Source organism: Actinoplanes auranticolor, from assembly GCF_018332655.1.
Classification (GTDB): Bacteria; Actinomycetota; Actinomycetes; order Mycobacteriales; family Micromonosporaceae; genus Actinoplanes; species Actinoplanes auranticolor.
Genome location: NZ_BOQL01000021.1, coordinates 14,146 through 38,079, shown reverse-complemented (window position 1 = coordinate 38,079; position 23,934 = coordinate 14,146). Strand labels below are relative to the sequence as shown.

General features: G+C 73.0%; 29 protein-coding genes and 1 pseudogene. 16 read left to right on the top strand and 14 right to left on the bottom strand.

Annotated elements, in window-relative coordinates; genetic code table 11:
• Window positions 1-35: 35 nt before the first annotated feature.
• Window positions 36-668, top strand: a complete 633-nt coding sequence (locus Aau02nite_RS11750; protein ID WP_212988406.1) for a DedA family protein — start codon at window positions 36-38, stop codon at window positions 666-668.
• Window positions 669-676: 8 nt separating this feature from the next.
• Here Aau02nite_RS11750 and Aau02nite_RS11745 read toward each other — a convergent pair whose 3' ends face one another.
• From Aau02nite_RS11745 to Aau02nite_RS11725, 5 genes are read right to left on the bottom strand one after another with little or no spacing between them, the layout of a single operon-like run.
• Window positions 677-1,099: an SHOCT-like domain-containing protein gene (locus tag Aau02nite_RS11745; protein ID WP_212988405.1), complete on the bottom strand. Its 423-nt coding sequence runs from the start codon at window positions 1,097-1,099 to the stop codon at window positions 677-679.
• An 11-nt stretch (window positions 1,100-1,110) separates the two neighbouring features.
• Window positions 1,111-1,368 (bottom strand): hypothetical protein, encoded by a 258-nt coding sequence (locus Aau02nite_RS11740; protein ID WP_212988404.1) that lies wholly within the window; start codon window positions 1,366-1,368, stop codon window positions 1,111-1,113.
• A complete protein-coding gene (locus tag Aau02nite_RS11735) occupies window positions 1,368-1,745 on the bottom strand; it encodes a DUF2089 domain-containing protein (RefSeq protein ID WP_246595066.1) in 378 nt (125 codons plus the stop codon). The genes Aau02nite_RS11740 and Aau02nite_RS11735 overlap by 1 nt, the downstream gene beginning before the upstream one ends.
• Window positions 1,746-1,770: 25 nt before the next feature.
• Complete coding sequence (locus tag Aau02nite_RS11730) at window positions 1,771-2,580, bottom strand: alpha/beta fold hydrolase (protein WP_212988403.1); 810 nt, start codon at window positions 2,578-2,580, stop codon at window positions 1,771-1,773.
• An 11-nt stretch (window positions 2,581-2,591) separates the two neighbouring features.
• The gene (locus Aau02nite_RS11725) at window positions 2,592-3,257 is read right to left on the bottom strand and encodes a DUF4097 family beta strand repeat-containing protein (RefSeq protein WP_212988402.1); all 666 of its coding nucleotides are present in this window, start codon (window positions 3,255-3,257) and stop codon (window positions 2,592-2,594) included.
• A 231-nt stretch (window positions 3,258-3,488) separates the two neighbouring features.
• Here Aau02nite_RS11725 and Aau02nite_RS11720 point away from each other — a divergent pair, with 231 nt between their 5' ends.
• Window positions 3,489-4,202, top strand: coding sequence for a helix-turn-helix domain-containing protein (locus Aau02nite_RS11720; RefSeq protein WP_212988401.1), 714 nt, complete (start codon window positions 3,489-3,491; stop codon window positions 4,200-4,202).
• A 3-nt stretch (window positions 4,203-4,205) separates the two neighbouring features.
• Here Aau02nite_RS11720 and Aau02nite_RS11715 read toward each other — a convergent pair whose 3' ends face one another.
• Together Aau02nite_RS11715 and Aau02nite_RS11710 are read right to left on the bottom strand one after the other, a co-directional pair.
• On the bottom strand, window positions 4,206-5,240 hold the full coding sequence (locus Aau02nite_RS11715; protein ID WP_212988400.1) for an aminotransferase class V-fold PLP-dependent enzyme: 1,035 nt from the start codon (window positions 5,238-5,240) through the stop codon (window positions 4,206-4,208).
• 78 nt (window positions 5,241-5,318) lie between these two features.
• Window positions 5,319-5,498: a hypothetical protein gene (locus Aau02nite_RS11710; protein WP_212988399.1), complete on the bottom strand. Its 180-nt coding sequence runs from the start codon at window positions 5,496-5,498 to the stop codon at window positions 5,319-5,321.
• Window positions 5,499-5,606: 108 nt separating this feature from the next.
• Here Aau02nite_RS11710 and Aau02nite_RS11705 point away from each other — a divergent pair, with 108 nt between their 5' ends.
• The 5 genes from Aau02nite_RS11705 (at window position 5,607) to Aau02nite_RS11685 (ending at window position 10,034) form a co-directional block, all read left to right on the top strand.
• Window positions 5,607-6,176 (top strand): TetR/AcrR family transcriptional regulator, encoded by a 570-nt coding sequence (locus tag Aau02nite_RS11705; RefSeq protein ID WP_212988398.1) that lies wholly within the window; start codon window positions 5,607-5,609, stop codon window positions 6,174-6,176.
• Complete coding sequence (locus Aau02nite_RS11700) at window positions 6,173-7,390, top strand: GDSL-type esterase/lipase family protein (RefSeq protein ID WP_212988397.1); 1,218 nt, start codon at window positions 6,173-6,175, stop codon at window positions 7,388-7,390. The genes Aau02nite_RS11705 and Aau02nite_RS11700 overlap by 4 nt, the downstream gene beginning before the upstream one ends.
• Before the next feature lie 528 nt (window positions 7,391-7,918).
• Window positions 7,919-8,083: a hypothetical protein gene (locus Aau02nite_RS11695; protein WP_212988396.1), complete on the top strand. Its 165-nt coding sequence runs from the start codon at window positions 7,919-7,921 to the stop codon at window positions 8,081-8,083.
• A 157-nt stretch (window positions 8,084-8,240) separates the two neighbouring features.
• Window positions 8,241-8,921, top strand: a complete 681-nt coding sequence (locus tag Aau02nite_RS11690; RefSeq protein ID WP_212988395.1) for a lytic polysaccharide monooxygenase auxiliary activity family 9 protein — start codon at window positions 8,241-8,243, stop codon at window positions 8,919-8,921.
• A 129-nt stretch (window positions 8,922-9,050) separates the two neighbouring features.
• Entirely contained in the window at window positions 9,051-10,034 is a 984-nt protein-coding gene (locus tag Aau02nite_RS11685) for a methyltransferase (protein WP_212988394.1), read from the top strand.
• Between the two features lie 7 nt (window positions 10,035-10,041).
• Here the strand turns inward: Aau02nite_RS11685 and Aau02nite_RS11680 are convergent, their stop codons facing one another.
• A complete protein-coding gene (locus tag Aau02nite_RS11680) occupies window positions 10,042-10,647 on the bottom strand; it encodes a TetR/AcrR family transcriptional regulator (protein ID WP_212988393.1) in 606 nt (201 codons plus the stop codon).
• 89 nt (window positions 10,648-10,736) lie between these two features.
• On the opposite strand from Aau02nite_RS11680, the gene Aau02nite_RS11675 reads away from it, so the two are divergent.
• From Aau02nite_RS11675 to Aau02nite_RS11665, 3 genes are all read left to right on the top strand, one after another.
• Window positions 10,737-10,946: a hypothetical protein gene (locus tag Aau02nite_RS11675; protein WP_212988392.1), complete on the top strand. Its 210-nt coding sequence runs from the start codon at window positions 10,737-10,739 to the stop codon at window positions 10,944-10,946.
• 11 nt (window positions 10,947-10,957) lie between these two features.
• The gene (locus Aau02nite_RS11670) at window positions 10,958-12,046 is read left to right on the top strand and encodes a Kelch repeat-containing protein (RefSeq protein WP_212988391.1); all 1,089 of its coding nucleotides are present in this window, start codon (window positions 10,958-10,960) and stop codon (window positions 12,044-12,046) included.
• Window positions 12,047-12,146: 100 nt separating this feature from the next.
• Entirely contained in the window at window positions 12,147-12,851 is a 705-nt protein-coding gene (locus Aau02nite_RS11665; protein WP_212988390.1) for a GTP pyrophosphokinase, read from the top strand.
• Window positions 12,852-12,863: 12 nt separating this feature from the next.
• Here the strand turns inward: Aau02nite_RS11665 and Aau02nite_RS11660 are convergent, their stop codons facing one another.
• Complete coding sequence (locus Aau02nite_RS11660) at window positions 12,864-13,850, bottom strand: helix-turn-helix transcriptional regulator (RefSeq protein ID WP_212988389.1); 987 nt, start codon at window positions 13,848-13,850, stop codon at window positions 12,864-12,866.
• A gap of 62 nt (window positions 13,851-13,912) precedes the next feature.
• Between Aau02nite_RS11660 and Aau02nite_RS11655 the strand changes: the two genes are divergently transcribed.
• The 3 genes and pseudogenes from Aau02nite_RS11655 to Aau02nite_RS11645 form a co-directional block, all read left to right on the top strand.
• Window positions 13,913-14,485, top strand: a complete 573-nt coding sequence (locus tag Aau02nite_RS11655; RefSeq protein WP_212988388.1) for a DinB family protein — start codon at window positions 13,913-13,915, stop codon at window positions 14,483-14,485.
• Window positions 14,482-14,943 (top strand): VOC family protein, encoded by a 462-nt coding sequence (locus tag Aau02nite_RS11650; protein WP_212988387.1) that lies wholly within the window; start codon window positions 14,482-14,484, stop codon window positions 14,941-14,943. The genes Aau02nite_RS11655 and Aau02nite_RS11650 overlap by 4 nt, the downstream gene beginning before the upstream one ends.
• Before the next feature lie 272 nt (window positions 14,944-15,215).
• Window positions 15,216-15,647 (top strand): annotated as a pseudogene (locus Aau02nite_RS11645) (alpha/beta hydrolase); the annotation flags it as partial.
• A gap of 298 nt (window positions 15,648-15,945) precedes the next feature.
• On the opposite strand, the gene Aau02nite_RS11640 reads toward Aau02nite_RS11645, so the two are convergent.
• Window positions 15,946-16,827, bottom strand: a complete 882-nt coding sequence (locus Aau02nite_RS11640; protein ID WP_212988385.1) for a hypothetical protein — start codon at window positions 16,825-16,827, stop codon at window positions 15,946-15,948.
• A 129-nt stretch (window positions 16,828-16,956) separates the two neighbouring features.
• Between Aau02nite_RS11640 and Aau02nite_RS11635 the strand changes: the two genes are divergently transcribed.
• Entirely contained in the window at window positions 16,957-17,823 is an 867-nt protein-coding gene (locus tag Aau02nite_RS11635) for an alpha/beta fold hydrolase (RefSeq protein ID WP_212988384.1), read from the top strand.
• Here Aau02nite_RS11635 and Aau02nite_RS11630 read toward each other — a convergent pair.
• The 4 genes from Aau02nite_RS11630 to Aau02nite_RS11615 form a co-directional block, all read right to left on the bottom strand.
• Complete coding sequence (locus Aau02nite_RS11630) at window positions 17,813-18,688, bottom strand: helix-turn-helix transcriptional regulator (protein WP_212988383.1); 876 nt, start codon at window positions 18,686-18,688, stop codon at window positions 17,813-17,815. The two genes, Aau02nite_RS11635 and Aau02nite_RS11630, sit on opposite strands and share 11 nt — an antisense overlap.
• A 19-nt stretch (window positions 18,689-18,707) precedes the next feature.
• Window positions 18,708-19,706 (bottom strand): type I glyceraldehyde-3-phosphate dehydrogenase, encoded by a 999-nt coding sequence (gap, locus tag Aau02nite_RS11625; protein ID WP_212988382.1) that lies wholly within the window; start codon window positions 19,704-19,706, stop codon window positions 18,708-18,710.
• A 77-nt stretch (window positions 19,707-19,783) separates the two neighbouring features.
• Window positions 19,784-20,722 carry a GlxA family transcriptional regulator gene (locus tag Aau02nite_RS11620; RefSeq protein ID WP_212988381.1) on the bottom strand — a complete coding sequence of 313 codons (939 nt, stop codon included), beginning with the start codon at window positions 20,720-20,722 and terminating at the stop codon, window positions 19,784-19,786.
• 7 nt (window positions 20,723-20,729) lie between these two features.
• Entirely contained in the window at window positions 20,730-21,356 is a 627-nt protein-coding gene (locus Aau02nite_RS11615; RefSeq protein ID WP_212988380.1) for a TetR/AcrR family transcriptional regulator, read from the bottom strand.
• A 95-nt stretch (window positions 21,357-21,451) separates the two neighbouring features.
• Here Aau02nite_RS11615 and Aau02nite_RS11610 point away from each other — a divergent pair, with 95 nt between their 5' ends.
• Window positions 21,452-22,498, top strand: coding sequence for a hypothetical protein (locus Aau02nite_RS11610; protein ID WP_212988379.1), 1,047 nt, complete (start codon window positions 21,452-21,454; stop codon window positions 22,496-22,498).
• 149 nt (window positions 22,499-22,647) lie between these two features.
• A complete protein-coding gene (locus Aau02nite_RS11605; RefSeq protein WP_212988378.1) occupies window positions 22,648-23,916 on the top strand; it encodes a vanadium-dependent haloperoxidase in 1,269 nt (422 codons plus the stop codon).
• Window positions 23,917-23,934: the final 18 nt, after the last annotated feature.

Sequence of the window (23,934 nt, the reverse complement as noted above, 5' to 3'; positions counted from 1 at the left end):
GCCCGCCACGATGCCCCGCGCCCACGCTTCGGCCCATGGATCTGATGACTCTGGTGGGCCCCGTGATGACGTCCCCGCTGCTCTACCCGCTGCTCGCGGGCCTGTGCAGCCTGGACGGCGTGCTGCCGATGATCCCGTCCGAGGCCGCGGTGCTGGCCTCCGGCGTGTTCGCCCACTCCGGCACGCCGAGCGTGGTGCTGGTCGTGCTGGCCACGGCGCTGGGCGTCTTCGTCGGCGACCACCTCGCGTACGGCCTCAGCCGCAGCGTCCTGGGTCCCCGGCTCATCAACCGTTCCCGGCATGTCAGCCGGGCCGTGGCCGCGGCGGGCCGGCAGCTCGACCGGCGTACCGGGCTGCTGATCGTGATGTCGCGGTTCCTGCCGGGCGGCCGGGTGACGATGAACCTGGCCTGCGGCACGGCCCGGCTGCCGCTGGCCCGGTTCAGCCCCGCCTCGGCCGTCGCGGCGGTGGCCTGGGCCGCGTACACGGCGGGGCTGGGCTTCGTGGGCGGCGCGGCTTTCGTCGAGAATCCGTTGCTGGGCCTCGGGGTGGGCCTGGGGCTGTCGTTCGCGTTCGGCGGCCTCATCGAGCTGGTCCGCCGCCGGATCAGCAACCGCAAGCCGCACCCGGGCCACCCCGCCGAGACTCTCCCGGCCCGCGCCGGGTGATCCGCGGCCTACTCGCAGAAGACCCGCACCTGGGCATCGGGCTGGTCCACCTCGACGGTCATCTCGTCGAGGTGGTCCACCAGCGCCTCGAGCTGCTCCGGTTTGAGCTGCGTCAGGTCGAACGGCACGCCCGACCGGCTCAGTTCGGCGTTGGCCCGGCCCAGGGCCTGCGGCGGGATCAGGGCGGCCAGCCGCACCCCGGCCCGCAGCAGTTGCAACGGCACCCGGACGTCGACCCGGCCGCGCTCGCCGTTCTCCACGGAGTCCACCATCACGCGCAGGTACTTCACCTTGCCGTGGGGTCGCGCGGCGAGGCCGGCGGCCGGCGGCGGCTGGTGGCGTTCGAGCGCGGCGATGAGCCGCTCGGCCTCCTCCGCGGTGATCCTGCCCTCGGCCAGCAGATCGAGGATGTCCCTGCGCTGTTCGTTCATCGCGAGCTCTCCTATCGGACGGTGACGAGCACGGCCGTGCGGCCCTGCTCGATGTCGACCCGGGTGCCGGGCAACGCCGAGACGGTGTGCCAGCCCGCACCGAGGGCCCGCGCCACGCTGACGCGGTGGACGCGGCACGCCACGGTAGCCGCCAGGACGGCCAGGACCAGGACCGGCAGGAACACGAGCACCACGGGCAGCACGGGCACCCAGATCCGGATGGGGCGGCCGCTCCGGTTCTGCACCCGTACGGTCACCAGCTGCGGCATCACGTGTCACCGTCCAGTTCGAACAGTGCCTGCCGGGCGGTGATCTCGCTGCGGCGGAGCCGGTCGATGACGTCGGCCCGCGACGGCGCCGGATCGGTCTCGACGAAGGTGAGCTGCTGGGTGATCCGGTTGAGCCGGGACTTGATCGTCGGGTAACTCACCCCGAAGATCCGCTCCATCTCCTTGATCGAGCCGTGGCACCGCACGAACGCCGTGACGAAGACCTGATCCTCGACGGTGAGCTGAGCCAGCTGCGGCGGCTCGAACGCGCCCTCGATCGCGATGTCACTGCCGGCCAGGCGCACCCGCTCGACCACGAACGACCGGCCCCCGGTCAGACCGGTCAGCTCCTGCCAGTCCATCGCCTGATCTGTCATATCTCAAGGTATACACCATCAATCCTTAACGTTTATTGTTCCGATCTTGAGATTCTTGATTCGCCACCGCTCGGACCGCGTCGGCGACGGCCGCGAAGTCCTTCTTGAGAATCGCCCCGTGGCCGCTGGCGACCTTGGCCGCGATCCGGATGTGCGGGTTGCGCACGGTCACCGCTTCCAGGCCGGCGCGGATCTTCTCCTGCTCGTCACCGCGGCTGCCGAAGGAGGTCCCGGAAGCGACGACATAGCGCACCGGGACGGTGATGCCGTCCAGCACCGGGCCCAGCTCCCGCTCACGGGAGAGCCGGCCGAGCTCGATGTTGCTGTCCGCCTGCTGGCCGGCGGTCATCCGCGGGGCCAGGCCGGTCGGGCGCAGCAACGGCAGGAACCAGCGCATCCGCCGGAACAGCTTGCGGATCCGCAGCTCCATCGCCGCGTCGAGCCAGTCGTGCGGGAACGCGCCGTCGACCAGGACCGCACCGAGGGCGCGCTGCGGATTCCGGCCGGCCCAGTGCGCCGCGACGACCGCCCCGTAGGACCAGCCCACCAGCAGGGCCCGGTCCACGCCGCGGGCCGCGAGGACGGCGTCGACGTCCCGGACGGCCGCCTCGAACGAATAGTCCGCCGACCGCTCCGACTTGCCACGGGCCCGCTCGTCGTAGGTGATGTGCCGCCATTGCGGTCCCAGTTCCGCGAGGACCCGGCGCCAGTACCCCTGGGTGGCGAACTGGCCGTTGAGGTAGATGACGGGGACGCCGGGGCCGCCGGTGTCGGTGACGGCCAGGGCCGTGTCCTCGACCGGCACCATGCCGGTCCAGGTGGTGTTCTCGCTCATGGTCTCCCCTTTCACAGGCTGTGGGCGGCGATGTCGCCGTGCGAGGTGGTGGCGCGGATGGCGAGGTCGGCGGCACCGTCGTTCCTGAGGGCGTTGCTGACCCGGCCATGGCCGGTGCCGGCGTCCAGGACCGCCGAGACGCCGGCGGCGGCAGCGACCGAGATGTCGCCGGACTCGGTGCGCAGCACGACCGTGCCGCGCACCGCCTCCGCGATCCGGATGTCACCCCGGGTGGTACTGATCTCCGCGGGGCCGTGCAGCCGGCCGACCTCGACGTCGCCGTCGACCGCGGTCAGCCTGACACTCCCCGCTTCGTCGATCTTGATCTGGCGGTACGCGCCCTCGACAGCAAGGTCGCCGAGCCGGCCGACGCCGCGGAACTCGGCGGCAGCGGCCTGGGCCTCGATCCGCGAGCCGGCGGGCACCCGCACGGTGACCTCCACGGACCCCGGGGCGCCGAGAAGCTGGTGGCGGGACGCCGGGGCGTGGATCCGGAGCACGCCGTCCGAGTAGGCCACCGTGGTCTGCTCCGCGGTCCTGAGGTCGCGGCTCGCGGCGGGATCGGCCGGCCGGACCTCGACGACGGTGTCGGCCCGGTCGGCGGCGATGACCTGGATACGCCCGGCGGGGATGTCCAGGACCGCGGAGATGGGGGCGGGGGTGTCGAATGTCGGCATCGTGTTCTCCCGTGCTCGCTCGTTGTTTCCGATGCGAGAAACGCTACGTTGCCTTTCTGTATCAGGCAACGTGCTTGTTGCACTGGACGAGCGTTTTTGCAGCTCAAATCCGCGCAATCATTGCAATGACAATGCTGAATAATGCAACGCGCACACGGCGATCATTGCAATGGGACAGGAGTGAACGCTATGGTGGCGACACCGGAACAGCCACGGACCGAGGAGATCACGATGCCGGGAGGCAGGCTCACCCAGCAGGAACGCCAGCAGATCGGGCTGGGACTGGCCGACAGCCTCCCCTACGCCGAGATCGCCCGCCGCCTCGATCGCCCGACGTCGACGATCACCCGGGAGGTGATGCGCAACGGGGGCCCCACCGCGTACCGGGCCGATCTGGCCCACCGCGCCACCGAACGCCGCGCCCATCGCCGCCGGCCGACGACGGCCCGAGGCGCCGGGCCGGCCGCCCAGCCGTCCGGACGCGACGCCGAGGCCCTGGCCGAGTACGAGGAGACGCTCACCACCGTCCTCATGGGCGCGGGCCTTCCCAAGATGTCGGCCCGGGTGCTGACCTGCCTGTTCACCACGGACGCGGGCAGGCTCACCGCGGCCGAGCTGGCCCGGCGCGTCCAGGTCAGCCCGGCCTCCATCTCCAAGGCGATCGCCTTCCTGGAGAGCCAGAGCCTGGTCGGCCGGGAGCGCGACGAACGCCGCCGCGACCGCTACATCGTCGACGACGAGCTCTTCTACCAGGCGACGATCGCCAGCGCCCGCGCCAACGACCAGCTGGTCGAGACCGCGCGCCGGGGCGTCGCGCTCCTCGGCCCGCACACCGCCGCCGCCACCCGCCTGGAGAACATCGCCCGCTTCCTCGACTTCATCAGCGAGAGCATCGTGCGCGCCGCCGAGCAGGCCCGCGACGTCCTGCACACTCCGGTGCGATGAAGGTCAGCCGGTCAGCACGTCCAGCGCCCGGTCCACATCGGCCTGGGTGTTGTAGACGTGGAACGACGCGCGGAGCCGGCCGGCCCGCTGGGCCACCCGGACGCCGGCCGCCGAAAGGGCGGCTCCGGCGTCGCGGGCGTCGAAGGTGACGATCGCGCTGTCCCCGGCCGGCCGGTCCAGCCCGGCGAGGAAGCGGTTGGCCAGGGCCACATTGTGGTCGTGGATCGCCGCGATGCCGATCTGCTCCACCACGGCGAGCGCCGGCGCGGCCCCGATCCAGCTGAACCACGCCGGTGACACGTCGAAGCGCCGCGCGTCGCCGGCCAGCCGCATCTCCGGGCCGTAGTAGGAATCGCGCAGGTCGGCCCCCGCGAACCAGCCCGCGGCGATCGGCCGGACCCCGTCACGGAACCGCGGGCTCAGATACGCGAACGCCGCACCCCGCGGGCACATCAGCCACTTGTACGCGCTCACCACCACCACGTCCGCGAGCTCGGCGTCGAACGGCAGCCACCCGCACGCCTGGCTGGCGTCGACGACCACCGTCGCCCCCACCCCGCGCGCGGCCGCGATGACCTGCTCGTACGGGGCGACCTCCCCGGTGGCCGACTGCACCAGCGAGAACGCCACCAGGTCGCAGCCCGCGGCCACCGTCTCCACCAGCCGGTCGGTCGGCACCGTGACCACCTTCAGCCGGTCGCCGTGCACCAGCCAGGGGAACAGGTTCGACGTGAACTCCACCTCGGGCACCACCACCCGCGACCCGTCCGCGACGGCGGTGGCGACCGGGGCGAGCAGCTGGGACGCCTGCGCACCGACCGCGACGTCGCCCTCGGGCACAGCGAGCAGGCGGGCGAAGCCGGCACGGGCCAGCCCGGTGGCTCCGTCCCAGTCGGTGGCGAAGGTGGCGCCGGTCCGCCAGTCGCCGAGCGCGGCCTGCAGCGCGTCCCACGCGGGCGCCGGCGGCAGGCCGTAACCGGCCGTGTTCAACCAGCCGGGCAGGGCACTCCAGAGCTGCTGCGCTTCTCTGATCTCCACTTCGACGAGTGTGTCAGCGCACCCGCCGGGCCGAAGCAGCCAATCGGCGCGTCGTGGCCTCCGCGGGGCCTCGCGACCTCAGCCCCACTCCCGGCGGACCATGGGCTGGTCCGGTTCCTCGTGCACCGGCTCGGCCTCCTCGGACTCGACCAGGTCCTCGGGGCTCACCCGCGCGGGCAGGTGACCGAACCTGGCCTGTCGCTGCTGGGCGAGCTCATCCTCCGTACGGGGCTCGATCTGTTCACGATCGCCACTCATCGCGGACCTCCCTGCTGACGCGCGGAACGCGCACCCCATTGTCCACCCACCCCCTTGCCTAAAGGTATTAGGCAGATGCATAGTTGGATTAGGAAGGGAGGGCTGACTGTGTCCCGAGCGGGTCTGACGCCGGAGCGGCTGGTGCGCGCCGGGGCCGAGCTGGCCGACGAGGTCGGCTTCGACCAGGTCACCGTGTCCGCGCTCGCCCGACAGTTCCAGGTCAAGGTGCCGAGCCTGTATTCGCACGTCGCGAGCTCACGCGACCTCAAGACCCGGATCGCCCTGCTGGCCCTGGACGAGCTGGCCGACCTCAGCGCGGCGGCTCTGGCCGGCCGGTCGGGCCGGGCCGCCCTGGCGGCGCTGGGCGACGTCTACCGCGACTACGCCCGCACCCACCCCGGCCGTTATGCCGCGACGCGCATGCGGCTCGGCCCGGCGACCGCGGCCGCCAGCGCCGGGCCGCGGCACGCGCAGCTGCTCCGCGCCGTCCTGCGCGGCTACGAGCTGGGCGGGGCGGACCAGACCCATGCCGTACGGCTGATCGGCAGCACTTTCCACGGCTACATCAGCCTGGAGCTGGCCGGCGGCTTCGACCACAGCAGCCCCGACTCGCAGCAGTCCTGGACCCGCATCATGGACGCCCTGGACGCCCTGCTGCGCAACTGGCCGGCGGAGTGACTCTCCGCCCTCGACCCCGAGGTGACGTCATCAACACCTGGATCACCACCCCGCTGACCGCCGGCCTCGTCCGCGGAGCCGCCGAGCTGGAACGCACCGAACACGGCCTGCGGCCGCACCGGCTGCCGGCCCGGGCCCGGGCCCAGACGCCGGACCCGCAGCTGGCCATGGTGGAGGCCCAGCCCTCCGGCGTACGGATCAGCTTCCGCACCCGCGCCACGGCCGTCGAGCTCGACACCCTGGCCACCCGCCGGGTCTACGCCGGCCTGCCGCCCCGCCCGCACGGCGTGTACGACCTGCTCGTCGACGGCCACCTGACCAGCCGGCGCAGCGTGGCCGGCGGGGCCACTCTGACCATCGACATGGCCACCGGGAGCACCAGTCACCAGCCCGGCCCGGTGGGTACCGTGTCGTTCACCGGCCTGCCGGACACCGACAAGGATGTCGAGATCTGGCTGCCGCACAACGAGGCCACCGAGCTCGTCGCCCTGCGTACCGATGCCCCGGTCGTGCCCGCCACCGGCGGTGACCGGCCGGTGTGGCTGCACCACGGCAGCTCGATCAGCCACGGCTCGGACGCCGCGAGCCCGTCCACCACCTGGCCGGCGGTCGCCGCCGCCGCGGGCGGTGTGGACCTGATCAACCTGGGCCTGGGCGGCAGCGCGCTGCTCGACCCGTTCACCGCGCGTACCCTGCGGGACACCGCGGCCGACCTGATCAGCGTCAAGATCGGCATCAACCTGGTGAACGCCGACCTCATGCGGCTGCGCGCCTTCGTCCCAGCCGTGCACGGCTTCCTCGACACCATCCGGGAAGGCCACCCCAGCACTCCCCTGCTGGTCGTCTCCCCGATCTACTGCCCGATCCACGAGGGCACCCCCGGCCCGGCCTCCTTCGACCTCGGGGCCCTGCGGGACGGGCGGGTCGAGTTCGTGGCCACCGGCGACCCCGCCGACCGCGCCGCCGGCAAGCTGACGCTGCGGGTGATCCGCGAGGAGCTGGCCCGCATCGTGGCACAGCGCGCCACCGACGACCCCCACCTGCACCACCTGGACGGGCTCGGCCTCTACGGTGCGGCCGACTTCGCCGACCTGCCGCTGCCGGACCGGCTGCACCCGGACGCCGCCGCCCACCGCCGCATCGGCGAGAACTTCGCCCGGCTGGCCTTCGAGGGCACCGGCGCCTTCGCGGCCCACCGGAGCGGTCGTGGCTAGCCGAGCAGCCCGGCGCGCTGGGACCCCGCGTTCGCGGTCGCTCAACGTGGCGACCTTGCGCAGCTCCTCCGCCGCCGCGACGGGCGCGGCCGGCAGCCGGTCGAGCACCTGCCGGCCGACCGCGCCGGCGACCGCGCCGCCCTCGGGGCAGCAACGCGCGCACCGCGGCGGCATGCTGTCCGATGTGGACCTCGTCGAAGGCCGCCCGCTCGACGGTGCCCAGGGTGATGGTGAGCCAGATTCCGGCGGTGCAGAGGGCCAGGACGCCGCCGATGGCGAGGGTCACGGCGGCGAGCACGAGCCGCGACCGCCGGCGGTCGCGGCCGACCAGCTCGGCGAAGTCGGCGCGGGCGGCCGGGGGTGGCGCGGGCCCGGCCGCGGCGGCGGCCCGGGGAGCCTCGTCCTGATCCCGGGGGTACGGCAGAGTCGCCGCGAGCCGGAACCCGCCGCCGGTGGTCGTACCGTGGAAGAGCATGCCGCCCGCCACCCGGACCCGTTCGGTGAGGCCGAGCATCCGGGGCCTCCGACGTGGCGGAGCGGGCCTCCTCGGCCAGCAGCAGCGACGTGGCCCGTACGGTGGCCGATGTCGCCTCCTCCGCCGCGGACGGCGCCCGGACCACCCAGCAGGCCGCGGCCGAGCTGACCCGCCTGGCCAGCGAGCTGACCAGCATCGTCGGCGGCTTCCGGCACTGAGCGGCCGCCCGCACGCGGGCCGGACCGGCAGCCGCCGGTCCGGCCATCTCGGCATACTCTCGGCCTAATCCTCACCAATCATTGAAATTGATTTACCTCGATGTCATACTGGGAGCGCTCCCATAGCAACCCTCGCGTCGACGAACGGAGATGATCCATGAGTTCCCCCCAGCTCGGACAATCCGGCAGGCGATCCCCCTCACTTGTCCGCCAGCCCATCCGAGCGCTCGTCCTGTTGCTCGCCGTCCTGGTCGGCACGGTGCCCTGGGCCGGCGCGGCGCAGGCCCACGGCACCATCGTCGATCCGGCGACCCGGGCCTACCAGTGCTGGCAGTCCTGGGGCAGCCAGCACACGAGCCCGGCCCTGCAGCAGCAGGACCCCATGTGTTACCAGGCGTTCCAGTCCAATCCCGACACCATGTGGAACTGGATGAGCCAGTTGCGGGACGGCCTCGGCCAGCAGTACCAGGCCCGCACGCCTGACGGGCAGCTCTGCAGCAACGGACTGGCCAGGAACGACAGCCTGAACCAGCCCGGCGCCTGGAAGCGGACCAACGTCGGCAACAACTTCTCGGTGCGCCTGTACGACCAGGCCAGCCACGGTGCCGACTTCTTCCGGGTCTACGTCAGCAAGCAGGGGTTCAACCCGGCCACGCAGCGCCTCGGCTGGGGCAACCTGGACTTCATCACGCAGACCGGACGCTACGCCCCGGCGCAGAACATCACCTTCAACATCAACACCTCCGGCTACACCGGACATCACATCGTCTTCTTCATCTGGCAGGCCTCGCACCTCGACCAGGCCTACATGTGGTGCAGCGACGTGAACTTCGCCTGATCGACCCGCACGGCACCACTCCGGCCCAGGACGCCACCGTCCTGGGCCGGATTCTTTTCCCTGGCGACCCGTCCCGGATCCACCCATCGATGAGTGACAATGTGGACCGGAGCGCGAGGAGGTGCCGCGATGTCCCGGGTGTTCGAGTCGCCGGACGGTCCGCCCGGACCGGCCCGCATCATCGATCTGTACTGCGGCTACATGATTTCCCAGACGTTGTTCACGGCCGTCGAGACCGGCCTGTTCACCGCGGCCGGGCCGGATCCCGCCACCCCGGCCGAGCTCGCCGATCGCTGTGGTATCCCGGAACGCAGCGCCCGGGCGATGGCCGATCTGCTGGCCGACGCCGGCCTGCTGGTGCGCGACGGTGCCGCGTTCCGCACCGCGCCGGACGCGGAGGCGTTCCTGACCGGACGCGGGCCGGTCGATCTGCGGCCGATGGCGCGCTACTGGGCGACGGTGAGTTATCCGGCCTGGGGCAAGGCCGGCGAGGCGTTCCGGACCCGGCGCGGCGTGCGCCCGGTGCTCGACCAGGAGCAGACCGAGGCGTACGAGTCCACGGTCGCGCTCGTCACCGCCGAGACCGCGGCCGACCTGGCCCGCACCTACGACTTCGGCCGGCACCGGCGGCTGCTCGACGTGGGCGGCGGGTACGGCACGTTCGTCCGGCCGGTACTGGCCGCGTACTCCCATCTCACCGCCACCCTGATCGACCTGCCCGAGGTGGCCGAGGTGGTCGCCGGGCAGGCGGTCCCGCGGCTCACCGCCATCGGCGCCGACGTCTTCGCGGCGCCGTTGCCGGCCGGGCACGACGTCATCCTGGTCGCCAACCTGGTGCACCTGCTGCCCCCGGACCGCATCACCGAGCTGTTCCGGCGCCTGCGGGCGGTCGCCGAGCCCGGCACCACCCTGCTGCTCGTCGACTGGTGGCGCACCGACCAGGCGCCGCACCCGTCGGCCCGCTTCGGCGCCGGCGAGTTCCTCGTCATCAGCGGCGGCGACCTGTACCAGGTCGACGAGGTGGCCGGCTGGCTGGCCGGGACCGGGTGGAGCTTCTCCGGCCTGACCGCGCTGCCACCGCCGTCCGGCGTGATCACGGCCGTCCCGGACTGAGCCGGCTCTACCGGGGGGCCAGGCCCCGCAGCGCGTAGTCGATCAGGTTGGTGACGAACTCGTCGTCCATCGGGGCGTGCGCCGTCATGAGCCGGAAGTAGACCGCCCCGTAGATCAGGTCGATGGCGGTCTCCGCCTCGAGGTCGTCGCGGATCTGGCCGCTGCGCTGGGCCTGCGCGAACACGGCCCGGCCGACGACGCGGCGGGCCTCCAGCCAGCGGGTGCGGAACGCCTCGGCCAGGTCCGGGTCACGCTGCGCCTCGCTGATCAGAGCCCGGACGACGGGCCCCACCGGCGTCTCGCTGAACACCCGGACCAGCGCGGTCACCTGGGTGCGCAACGCGGTCGGGAAGTCGTCGGTGTCCGGGTACGGGACCTGCGGCTCCACCGCGGCCAGGAACGCGTCCAGAGCCACGGCGCCCCGCGACGGCCACCACCGGTAGATGGTCGCCTTGCCCACACCGGCGCGCGCGGCCAGACCCTCGATGGTGAAGCCGGTCAGTCCCTTCTCCACCAGCATCGCCATGGCCGCTTCGAGGATGGCCTCGGTGGTGCGGGTGTCACGGGTCCGCCCCCGGGTCCGGCGTACCGGCTCCGTGCCCTGCTGCGTCATGGGCCTCAGCATAACGAGACTCCTCGTCTTGCAAAACGATACGGCTCGTATTACAAATAGAGGATCGCCGCGCCGAAAGGAAGACCGCCATGCCGTACCTGATCCGTCGCCGCACCGTCGCGACTCTGGCCGCCGGCTCCCTGGGCCTGTCTCTCTTCTGGGCCGCCGCTGCGGTCGCCGGCTCCCTGGAGCCGGCGGCGCGGCACGACCCGTCCGGTCCCGGGCTCGTGATCAAGGTGCCCGCCCCAGCCCGGCCGCTGTGCGACCCGGGCTCGGTCACCGCGTCCCTACCGAGCTGAAAGGAAAAGCCATGCCCTCCAGGTACGCCCGCACCGCCGGTGGCATCCTCGCCACCGCACTCACCACCACTGTTCTGGTGCTCCCGGCCGGTGCCGCCCAGGCCCATCCCGGGCACCCGGGGCCGCACGTCCCGGCGAGCCCGGCGCCCGCCCCGGCGTACGGCAACGGCTGGCGCCCCCTGGCCCCGATCGCCGGCGGACCCCGGCAGGAGCACAGCGTCGCCGCCATCGGCCGGCACGTGTACGTCATCGGCGGGATCAAGCCCGACGGCGCCGGCGGCGTGGCCACCGTGCCCGACGTCGAGGTCTACGACACCCGGCGCGGGACGTGGCGCCCGGCCGCCCCGCTGCCCGTACCCATGAACCATCCCAACGTGGCGACGGTCCGCGGCAAGCTCTACGTCCTCGGCGGGCTGTCCGGCGGCTCGTCCTGGCAGGCACTGCGGGACAGTTACGTCTACGACCCGGCCAACGACCGGTGGAGCACGCTGCCGCCGATGCCGGCCGCTATCGCCCGCGGCAGCGCCGCCATGGGCGTCCAGGGCACCCGGATCCATCTCGCCGGCGGGATGCGGACGCTGACCCCGGGACCCGGTGGCCTGCAGGACACGGTCACGAACGTGGACGCGTACGACGTCACGACCGGCACCTGGACGTCCCTGCCCGATCTGCCGGAAGCTCGCGACCACGTCGGTGGTGTGGTCATCGGCCGGACCTTCTACGTGCTCGGCGGCCGCGACCGGGGTCAGGTCAACGTCCGCGACACCGTGTACAGCCTCGACCTGCGCGGCGGCGGGTGGACCGAGCGTGCCCCCATGCCGACCGCCCGGGGCGGGATCGCCGCCGCGGCCGTCGGGACGACCATCTACACCTTCGGCGGCGAGGGCAACGTCGTCGACGGCACCAACACGGTGTTCGACCAGGTGGAGGCGTACGACACCCGCCGGGACCGGTGGCAGCGCCTGGCGCCCATGCCGGTCCCGCGGCACGGCACCGCCGCGGTCACCGTGGGCGGCACCGTGCACATCCCGGGCGGCGGCGACCAGGGCGGCGGCTCCCCGTTGGACGTGCACGACGCGTTCCGTCCCCGGATCCGCTGACCGGATCGGCCGCCGGATACCACGACTGGTGTACGGCGGCCGGCCGGAAAGCCTGCGGCTGGTGGATGTGCCGGGACGCGGCACCGGGCAACCATGAAGCATGATCGAGGCAGACCAGCTCATCCCGCGACCGGTACGGCGTGAACTGCGCGCGAATCCCTTCGAGCGGGGGGCCGAGCTGGGCACCGCGGTGGGTGACCTCAGCGCCTTCATGATGACCTACAAGTTCGGTCTCGACGAGGTGCTCACGAAGGTCGGGATCCTGCGTGAGGAGTTCACCTTCACCCACGACGTCAACCCGATCGAGCACGTCAAGTCGCGGCTCAAGTCGCCCGCCAGCATCGCGGAGAAGGTGCTGCGCAAGGGGTACGGGCTGCAGCCGGAGAGCATCCGCCGGCACCTGCTCGACATCGCCGGTGTCCGGATCACGTGCAGTTTCATCTCCGACGTCTACCGCGTCGCCGACATGCTCACCCGTCAGCAGGACGTGAAGGTGATCCGGACCCGGGACTACATCCGCGATCCCAAACCGAACGGCTACCAGAGCCTGCACCTGATCCTCGAGATACCGGTCTTCCTCTCCGACCGGGTCGAGCTGGTCCCGGTCGAGGTGCAGATCCGTACCGCGGCGATGGACTTCTGGGCCGGCCTCGAGCACAAGATCAATTACAAATACCACGGTGACATCCCGGCCGGCCTGATGGAGGAGCTCCAGGAGGCCGCGACGGTGGCCGGCAACCTCGACCGGAAGATGGAACGGCTCCGCACGGAGCTGGGGCAGCGCGACGTGGTCGAGCGGCGCTGACCGCTGCGGCGGCTATCCGTCCGCCGCCGCGGCTGTGCCGGCTGCCAGCAGGCGCCGGGCCAGGGCGCGGCAGCGTCCGGCCAGTTCCGGGGGATCGAGCACCTCGAAATCGTGTCCCAGGAGGACCACGTGCATGAGCACGAAGTCGAGACTGCCGGCCCCGCTGAGCACCTCGCAGCTGTGGCTCCCGCGCGGCCGGACGACGGCCGCGGACGCCGGCACCTGCGCGCGGACGGTGTCGGCCGGCGCGTGCACCAGGAATCGGGCCTGGTGCCGGTAGACCCGGCTGGCCACGCCCTCCTGCACATGCGTCGCCGCGTCAGGGGCCGGGCGCGGGCGGAAGTGCCAGGTCCGGGCGGCCACCTCGATCATCCGGTCGACGCGGAAGCTGCGCCAGTCGTCGCGGTCGAGGTCGTAGGCGAACAGGTACCAGCGGCGGTCGGAGGCGACCAGCCGGTACGGCTCGACCCGGCGCGGGCGTACCTCGCTGCCCGACGGATAGCCGAAACCGGCCTCGACCTGGTCGCGGCACGCCCGGGCCAGCGTCATGAGGACCTCCGGGTCGACCGGGGTACGGCCGCCGTCGCCGAAGGACTCCACCGAGCCGGCGAGCGCGCGGACATCGTGCCGCAGCCGCAGGGGCAGCACCTGGTCCAGCTTGGTCAGCGCCCGCAGCGCGGCATCGCCGGCCCCCGCCACCGCGCCGCCCGCCCCCGCCAGCAGCGAGACCGCGGTGGCGATCGCCTCCTCGTCGTCGAACAGCAGCGGCGGCAGGTGCTGTCCGGGACCGAGCTGGTAGCCGCCGCCGACGCCCTGGCTGGCGTGCACCGGATAGCCGAGCGTGCGCAGCCGCTCGACATCGCGGCGCACCGTGCGTGGCGTGACCCCGAGCCGCCCGGCCAGCTCCGGACCGGTCCAGACCTGGCGCTGCTGCAGCAGTCCGAGCAGGGTGAGCACCCGCTCGGTGGTGCCCCGCTCGCCGCCGTCCGTCGCGTCCATCCACCCACCCTGTCAGAGATAGCGGACCGATACTGTCCGCCATAGGTGGCAAGGTGGGCGGCATGGAAGCAGACACGGACTGGAACACCACGCTGCGCGAGCAGTGGGAGTTCCACTGGGAGCGGCAGCTCCGTGCCCGGCTCGACGGGCTCACCGACGAGGAATACCTCTGGTCGCCGGTGCCGGACGCCTGGAGCGTACGGCCACGCGGCAGCTCCACGGCGCCCGTCCAGGTCGGTGCCGGGGACTTCACCATCGACTACGCGTTCCCGGAGCCGGTCCCGGCCGCGTTCACCACGATCGCCTGGCGGCTCGGGCACGTCATCGTCGGCGTGCTCGCCGCCCGCAACGCGGCGCACTTCGGTGCACCGCCCGCGTCGTACGAGTCGTGGGAGTACGCCGGCGACGCACGTACCGCGCTCGGTCAGCTCGAGGCCCAGCTCGGCGTCTGGCTGGCCGGCGTCCGCGACCTCGGCCAGGCCGGGCTGCGGACGGCCGTCGGCGCGAAGGAGCCGTACCCGGACGCGAGCATGGCCGACCTGGTGCTGCACATCCACCGCGAGCTGATCCACCATCTGTCCGAGGTCTGCCTGCTGCGCGACCTCTACCTGCACACGAACGGAGCAACCCGATGAGCCGCGAGATCCAGGTGACCTTCGACGCCCACGACCCGGCGGCGCTGTCCACCTTCTGGCGTGACGCCCTGGGCTACGTCCACCCCGGCCCGCCCGGCGTCGAGCTGCCCGAGGACGCCGACCCGCTGGCTGCCTGGCAGGACTTCCTCGAGCGGGTCGGCGTACCGAAGGAGGAGCGCAACACGCGCTCGGCCATCGAGGACCCGCAGGGCCGGGGGCCGCGGTTGTTCTTCCAGCAGGTGCCGGAGGACAAGGTGGCCAAGAACCGCGTCCATCTCGACGTCCGCGCGGCCCCGGGTCTGGAGGGCGAGGAGCGGATGGCCGCGCTGGAGGCCGAGTGCGACCGGCTCGTCGCGCTCGGGGCCCGGCGGGTGAGCCGCTCCGAGCCCGAGCCGCCGATGAGTTCCGGCTTCATCGTGATGACCGACCCCGAGGGCAACGAGTTCTGCCTCGACTGAGGACGGCCGGCCCACCGGCCCGCCCCGGCGGGCGGGCCTCAGGGTGGGCGGTCAGGGCCATCTCAGGGTGTTTCCCGATATCGGCTCGCGTCGACGCCGATCGATGCTGGGGTGATCCAGCGAAGGGAAACCCCATGACCCGCAGCACCACCGGACGAGGCATCGCCGCGATCCCGATCGGCGCCCTGGCCCGCCCGGACTGGCCCGGCTTCGCCGCGGCGGTGCTGTCGCTGTCCGAGGGCACCCGGGTCCCGGCCGCCATCCCGCCGATCAGCACCGCCGTGTTCTGCAACGACTGGCCGGTGCCGCTGCGCGACTACACCGACTACGCCGAGCTGGTGAGAACGGCCGCGGCCGTGGCACCCGACGTACGCTACGGCGCGGGCCTGCTCGCCGTGGGCACGTGCCTAGGCTGGCCGACGCCGGTCCGCAATCCGATCCACACTCCCCGGATCCACACCCCGATCCCGCTGCTGCTGCTCAACGCGCTGCACGACCCGCGCACCGGCTACGAGTGGGCGAGCAACGTCGCGGCCCAGCTGGGCCGGCACGGCCGGCTGGTCACCTACGAGGGCTGGGGCCACGGGGCGTACCGGACGACGCCCTGCACGACGGCGGCGGTCGACCGGTATCTGGTCGACCTCGAGCTGCCGGAGAAGGGGGCCCGCTGCGCCGCACCCCCGCGGGTGCCTGCGAGGTCCTGAGACAGCATCCGGGTGCCTCGACGGTCGGCTACGGACGGTCGAGATGACCCGCGCGATCTCCCGCATGTCGTCCGCCGGGTTGCCCAAGGCAGCCCGGCGGACGCCTGAGGCTGTGCCAGGAACAGACCGGGCGAGCCGCTCGGGCCCGCCCGCCGATCATGAGGTCTGCGCCGGGCCTACGATCCGCCTCGCGGCGCGGTCCGGGCGGCCGAGTACCACTCCGTATTCGCCCGCCCGGCCCACGTGCGACCCGAAACCTCAACCTCGCCTCGGCGTCGCCGTATTCGACAGACCGGCCCTAGCCGGCCAGGACGACGCGGACCGGGGCGCCCGCGCCGGTGCCCTCGATGACGGCGGTGCCGGTCGCGTCCGGGGCCGCGTCGATGCGGACGGTCGGGTCGACGCCCGGCTGTCCCCACGGCGAGGCCCAGACCAGCGACAGCTCGCGGGTCTCCCCCGCGGCCAGCGGGGCGAGCAGGCAGGCCGGGACCTCCGGTCCGGCCAGCACCGACACGCAGTCGGTCCAGGCCTGGGTCTCCTCGCTCGGAGTGAAGAACCGGACCACCGGGTACGGCACCGGCTCGGCACTGATGTTGGTCACCGTGACGCCCACCGTGCCGCGCCACACGCCGTCGGCCTCCTCGGCCAGCCGCAGCTCGGAGGCCGCGATGTCGAACGTGCCGGTGAGCGGCGCGAACGACACCTGCCAGGTGGTCCGGGCGGCGGTCCGCGGAACCGGCGCGCCGCCGCTCTCGCGGGCCACCTCGACCTGGACGCCGACCGTGGCGCCGGGGCCCCGGTCGCTGGTGATCCAGCCGAACGCGAACTCGCGGGTCTCCCCCGCTGCCAGCGGAGTGGACCAGCAGCGGAGCGAGGTCGCGCTGGACTGGGCCCGCGGGCACCCGTCCAGGGTGCTGTGGTCGATCGCCAGCAGGCTCGAGTTGGGCAGGGTGAGCAGCGGCGACGGGATGGTGCGGTTCGTCAGGTTGGTGATGGTGACCGTGTGGGTGCCGGTCCGCTGACCGGAGAGGCTCGGCTGGCCGTAGACGAGGTCGGTGGCGGTGATGGCCATCGGCGCGGGCCGGCCGGCCGGTGCGGCCGCGGCCGCGCTCATGCCGGTCAGCGCCGTGGTCGTGCCGAGCAGGGCCGCCACGAGCGTACGGCTGATGGTGCGATTCATCTGGACTCCTCTTCGTCCCCCGTGAAACCACCTGAAGTGGTCCACAAAGGAGGGAGTGTAGGACGGCGCCGCAAGCCTCGTACCGATGGTGCGTGGCTCGCCGGCGGGCCGCGTCCTACCGTGCTGATCATGACCGCATTCACCCCGATCGTCCTGGTGCACGGGTTGTGGCACGGCAGCTGGTGCTGGAGCCGGCTGACCGGACCGCTGGCCGCGCACGGCGTACCCTCCGTTGCTGTTGATCTCGACGGGCACGGCCTGGCCGGGCGCTCGCCGGCGGCCCGCTGGTCGCGGCCGTTCGATCCGGCCGGCTTCGCCACCGAGCCCGCGCCGTCGGCCGCCGTGACCGCCTCCTCGGCCGCTGCGACCCTCGTCGCCCAGATCCGGCAGGCCGGCGGGGGCAGGCCCTGTGTGGTCGTCGCGCACAGCATGGGCGGTGTCGTCGCCACCGCGGCGGCCGAGCAGGCCCCGGAGCTCTTCGCCGAGCTGATCTACGTGACCGCGTTCGCCCCGGTCGACGGACGGTCCGCGGTGGACTATCTCGCCGGTGCGGAGAACGACGGCGAGCTGGTCAGCCGGCTGCTGACCGCGGACCCGGCCGCCGTCGGGGCGCTGCGACTCGATCCCGGCGAGGTGTCGCGGCACGCGTCCGTCCGCCAGACCTTCTACCACGACGTCGACGAGCACGTCGCCCGCGCGGCCATCGGGCTGCTGGGCCCGGACGGCCCGGCCGGCATCCCGGGTGAGCCGCTCACCGTCACCCGCCAGCGGTACGGGTCGGTACCGCACACCTACGTCGTCTGCACCGAGGACCGGGCCGTGCCGCCCGCGCTGCAACGCCGGTTCGTCGCGGACATCGACGCGGTGTCGGCCCACCCCACCGCAGTCGTCGAGCTGGCGACCTCGCACTCGCCGTTCCTGTCCGCGCCGGAGGCCCTCGCCGGGGTGATCAGCGCGGCCTACCGGGCCCGCCGATCCGAGCCGGTCACCGCCTGAGGGCAGCGACCGGGCCGCTCAGGGTGGCCGCGAGCCGCGCCAGCCGCTCGTCGGTCCCCGTGCCCGGCACCGGGTGCAGCAACAGCATCCGCTGCCGGGACAGCGGGCTCAGCGTCACCGAGCAGTCGAGGTCGAGCCGGCCGGCCTCGCGGTGCTCGACCCGTTTGGTGGCGCAGTGCAGCACGGACACCTCGTGCCGGTCCCACAGGCCCGCGAAGTCGGCGCTGGCCGCGCGCAGGTCCGCCACCAGCGCCGCCGCCCGCGGATCGTGGTCCCGGCCGCCGGTGATCGCGCGCAGGTCGGCCACGTACGCCCGGCCGGTCTGCTCGTGCTGGCTCTCCGGTTCGAGGGTGCGCCGCCACTCGGCGGAGGTGAACCAGAGCCAGATCAGGTTGGCCTGCCATCCGGGCCGGCCCGCGAACTCCCCGAACAGCGCGATGTTCAACGAATTCTGGGCCACGACCGTGCCGAGCTCGTCGGAGATGAATCCCGGCGCGGTGGCGGCCGCCGCTTGCAGAACGGCGAGCAGGGAGGGGTCGACGTATCCGGCGGGCTCGGGTGCCGGCGGCGCGGCCTGACCGGCCAGCCGGTACAGGTGCCCGCGTTCGTCGTCATTGAGCTGCAACGCCCGGGCCAGGCTGCTCAGCATGGTCGCCGACGGCTGCGGGCCCCGGCCCTGTTCCAGGCGCTCGTAGTAGACGGCCGACATGTTCGCGAGCACCGCCACCTCGTCGCGGCGCAGTCCCGGCGTCCGCCGCCGCCCGCCCCCGGGCAGCCCGGCCGCCGCCGGTGTGAGCGACTCGCGGCGCCGCCGCAGGAAGTCACCGAGGTCGTGCCGCCGGGTGCGGTGCGTCGTGCGGGACATCAGGAGAACCTACCGGACCTCAGGCGGAGGCCATCAGCTCCAGGGTGTCGATGACGCGGTGGGCGAAACCCCACTCGTTGTCGTACCAGGCGACCACCTTGATGTGCCGGCCGTCGACGCGGGTCAGGGCGGCGTCGAAGACGGCCGAGGCCGGGTTGCCGGTGATGTCGCTGGAGACCAGCGGGTCGTCGCTGTACTCGAGGATGCCGTGCAGCGCGCCGCCGGCCGCGGCCCGGTACGCCGCCAGCACCTCGGCCCGGCTCACCTCCCGCTCGACGGTGGTGTTGAGCTCCACCAGCGAGCCCACCGGCACCGGCACGCGGATCGAGTCGCCGGTGAGCTTGCCGTCGAGCCGCGGCAGCACCTTGCCGATCGCCTTGGCCGCACCGGTGGTCGTGGGCGCGATGTTCACCGCGGCCGCGCGGGCCCGGCGCAGGTCGCGGTGCGGGCCGTCGTGGAGGTTCTGCTCCTGGGTGTACGCGTGCACGGTCGTCATGAAGCCGTGCTCGATGACGGCCAGGTCGTCCAGTACCGACGCCAGCGGCGCCAGTGCGTTGGTCGTGCAGGAGGCGTTGGAGACGATCAGATGCCGGTCCGGGTCGTACGTGCCGGTGTTGACGCCGAAGGCCAGCGTGACGTCGGCGCCGTCGGAGGGCGCACTCACCAGCACCCGCCGCGCGCCGGCGTCGAGGTGGGCCCGGGCGGCCTTGGCGGCGGTGAAGCGGCCGGTGGCCTCCAGCACGATGTCGACGTCGAGCCCGGCCCAGGGCAGGGCGGCCGGGTCGCGTTCGGCGTACACCCGGATGCGGTGGCCGTCGACCACCAGGTCGGCCCCGTCGATCTCGACCGGGCGGCCCAGGCGCCCCAGCGCGCTGTCGTACCGGAGCAGGTGGGCGAGGGTCTCCGGGGCGGCGAGGTCGTTGATCGCCACCACCTCGAGCTTGCTGTCGCGCTGCAGCAGGGCCCGCAGGGTGTTGCGTCCGATGCGTCCGAAGCCATTGACGGCGATGCGAGTCATGGCTTCATCGTGGGCGACCCTTGCGCGCCGCGACAGTGGCTGGAGAGCCACCGTGCGCAAGGATCTCGCCAGCAAGATCAGGACGAGAACGTGTTGCGGTACTCGGTCGGTGAGGTGCCGAGGATGCGCTGGAAGTGCAGGCGCAGGTTGGCGGCCGTACCCAGGCCCACCCGGGCGGCGATCTGCTCCACGCCCAGGGCGGTGACCTCGAGCAGCTCGCGGGCGAGGTCGACGCGGGCCCGCAGCACCCACTGCATCGGCGTGTACCCGGTGTCCTGGACGAACCGCCGGGAGAAGGTGCGGGCCGAGACCCGGGCGTTGCGGGCCAGCGCTTCCAGCGTGAGCGGCTCGTCCAGCCGGGCCAGGGCCCACTCGCGGGTGCCGGCGAAGACGTCGCCGAGCGGCTCCGGAACGCTGCGGGGCACGTACTGGGCCTGGCCACCGCTGCGGTACGGCGCCGCGACGAGCCGGCGCGCCACGATGTTGGAGAGCCCGACGCCGTGGTCGCGGCGCACCAGGTGCAGGCACAGGTCGATGCCGGAAGCCGCACCGGCCGAGGTGAGCACGTCGCCCTCGTCCACGAACAGCACGTTCTCGTCGACGCGTACCTGTGGGTACTTCTTCGCGAGGGCCCTCGTGTAGTGCCAGTGGGTGGTGGCTCGCTTGCCGTCCAGCAGACCGGTCGCGGCCAGCGCGAACGCGCCGGTCGAGATGGCCGCGAGCCGGGTGCCGCGCCGGTGGGCGGCCTGCAGCGCGGCGATCACCGCGTCCGGCGGTTCGGTGGTGGCGGGCTGCCGGTAGCCGGGGATGAAGATCGTGTCCGCGTGTGCGAACGCCTCGATCCCCTCGGCCACGTGGTACGACAGCCCGTCGCCGCCGGCTACCGGACCGGGCGCGGCCCCGCACACGTACACCTGGTACGGCATCGTCGGGCGGTTGGCGAACACCTGCGCGGGGATGCCGACGTCGAGCGGCTTGGCGCCGTCCAGCACGAGCACCGCGACCCGATGATTCATGGCGCCGCTACCTTCCGGCGCCGAGTGGGGCCGGGGCCAGCAGGGCCCGCACGCCGGCGAGGTAGCCCGCGGTATCGGTCCCGGCCACCAGCAGACGCTGCAGGATGAAACCCTGCACCAGGCTGAGCATGGCCGCGCCCACCTGCTCCGGCACCGCGTCGGCGGCCAGCAGCCCCGCGGCCTGCCGGCGGCGGGCGACCTCGGCGAAGTGCCCTCGCAGCCGCTGATACGCGGCGCCGGCGCGGGCCGCGAGCTCGGGATTCCGGAGTGCCTCGGCCCACACCTGCACCCCGATCCGGGTGAGGTCCGTGCCGATGACCGGATCGTCGGCGATCCGGCCGCTGATCGCTTCGAGGATGGCGGTCAGGGCCTGCTCGAACGAGGGTGTGGCCCCGTCGGCGAGCAGCTCCGCGAACACCTCGTCGGCGGCCGACAAGGCCCGCTCCGCCACGGCGCCGATCAGCTCTTCCTTGCTCCGGAAATACCGGTACACCGCGCCCGCGGACAGGCCGGACGCGCTGATGATGTCGGCCATCGAGGTGGAGTGGAAACCGTTGGTGGCGAAGAGCCGGGCCGCGGCGACCAGGATCTCGGCGCGGCGGTTGGTGCGGTACTGCTCGGAGACGCGGGGCATGGGACCGACAGTAAAGCGAACGTTCGTTCTTGACAAGGAAGCGACGGGGCGCGCACTATCAAAACGAACATCCGTTCTCTTTTAAGGGAGTCCCCATGGCCACGCAGGCCCCACCGGCAGGCACCTCGGCACCGTCACCCTGGGCGCGGGTCGCCGGGGCGGTCGCCCTGCTCACCCTGATCATCAGCGTGCTGCTCACCGCGTTCGCCTGGCCGTCGGTGCGGTCCTCGGTGCACGACGTCCCCATCGCCGTCGTCGGGCCGGCCACCGCCGCCGGCCAGGTCAGCGCCGCTCTGGACCAACGCCAGCCGGACGCCTTCGAGATCACCCGGGTCGACACGACGGCCGCCGCCGAACGGCTCATCCGCGACCGCGAGGTCTACGGCGCCATCGACGTCAGCGGCGGCAGCCCGCAGGTGATCACCGCCTCGGCCGCCGGCGCCCCGGTCGCCCAGGCCCTGCAGGGTGTCGCCACCGCGCTGACCCGGGCCCAGTCCCCGGGCGCCGGTCCGGCGGTCGCCGTCCGCGACATCGTCGCCCTGCCCGCCGACGACCCGCGCGGCGCGGGCCTGACGGCCGGCGCCCTGCCGCTGGTCCTGGGTGGCCTGCTCGCCGCGGCCCTGCTCACCACGCTCGTACGCGGCACCGGGCGGCGGGTCATCGGCGCCCTGGCCTTCGCGGTCACCGGCGGCCTGGCCATGGCCGCGATCCTGCAGTTCTGGCTCGGCTCTCTCAACGGGGCCTACCTGGCCAACGCCGGCGCCGTCGCGCTCACCATCGCCGCCACCGCCCTGACCGTGCTCGGCCTGGAATCACTGCTCGGCACCGCCGGGCTCGGTCTCGGTGCCGCCACCATGATGCTCCTCGGCAACCCGCTGGCCGGCACGGCCACCGCGCCCGAGATGCTGCCCGGCTGGTCCGGCACCCTGGGCCAGCTGCTCCCGCCCGGAGCCGGCGGCCAGCTGCTGCGCTCCACCGCCTTCTTCGACGGCAACAATGTCGCCGCACCGCTGAGCGTGCTGGCCGCCTGGGTCGCCTTCGGTCTCGCCCTTTCCCTGGTCAGCGGCCTGCGGGCCCGCCGCACCAGCACGGTGGCCGGCACCGGCGCGGCGGCCCGGCCGAAGGCGGCCGCCACGGTGTGACCCGCCCGACCGGATCGGCATCCGCCGATCCGGGACGGCGGCCGGCGGACTCAGCCGCATTTCCGTCAGAAGGGTTGCCCCGCCCATCGGCGCGGTTCGATGCTTGGGCCCGCGTGAACCGGCGCCCCACCCACCCGACGGGGGATCTCATGGCACATCGCGTCCGTTTCCGGAAGCTGCTCGGTGCGGCGGCCGGGGCCACCCTCGGCCTGACCGCCCTGACGCCCACCGCAGCGCCGGCCGCACCCGCGGCCCCGCCCAACGCGGTCCTGACCTGGAACATCCACGCCCAGACGGCCATCTACGAGGTGGCCCGGCAGTCGCCCACCGCGGGCACCCGGAGCTTCGCGATGGTCCAGGGCGCCGTGTACGACGCGGTCAACGCGATCGCCGGCGCCCCGTACGAGCCGTACCTGGTCGCTCCTCGGGCCCACCGCGGTGACTCGGCCCCGGCGGCTGTGGCCACGGCCGCTCACCGCGTACTCCTGGCGCTCTTCCCGGCTCAGGCCGACGCCCTGCGCGCGCAGTACGACGAAGCGCTCGCCCCGATCGCCGACGGCCCGGCCGAGCGCGGCGGCATCCGGGTCGGCGAGGCCGCGGCGGCGGCCATGATCGCCGACCGCCGCGACGACGGCGCGTTCGGCGACGCCACCTGGCCGGTCGGCACCACCCCCGGCGCATACCGTCTCACTCCGCCGAACAATGTCCAGGCCGGCGGCTGGTTCCCGTTCCTGAGGCCGTTCGCGGTCGACCCCGCCGACCACCGCGTGCCCGGACCGCCCGCCCTGACCAGTGCCGCCTACGCGCGCCAGCTGAACGAGGTCAGGTCGCTCGGCTCGGCCACCAGCACGACCCGCACCGCGGACCAGGCCGAGGCGGCGGCCTGGTGGGACGACTATCGCCAGGTGGAGTGGTCGATCAAGCGCGACCTGGCCGCCGGCCACCGGCTGAACGCCTTGCAGACCGCGCGCATGCTGGCGATGGCCGACGTCTCCACCGCCGACGCGATGATCTCCTGCTACCAGCAGAAGCGGCGCTGGAGTTTCTGGCGTCCGGTGACCGCGATCCCGCTGGCGGACACCGACGGCAACCCGGCCACCGCGGCCGACCCGGCCTGGACGCCGTTGCGCGTCACCGCGCCGTCGCCGGAGTGGCCCTCCGGCCACGCCTGCTACACCTCGTCGATCATGACCGCGCTGCGTTCATTCTTCGGCCGTGACGACCTGTCGTTCAGCGCCTACAGTGCCGAGTCCGGCACCACCCGGCACTTCGACAGCCTCTCCTCGGCCCGGACCGAACTGATCGAGGCGCGGATCTGGGCCGGGGTGCACTACCGTGGCGCGGCCGTGCACGGTGACCGGCTCGGCGAGGCGGTCACGCGGGACGTGCTGGCCGGCGAGTTCGGCCGCCGGCCCTGACCGTCCCGGGGCGCCGTC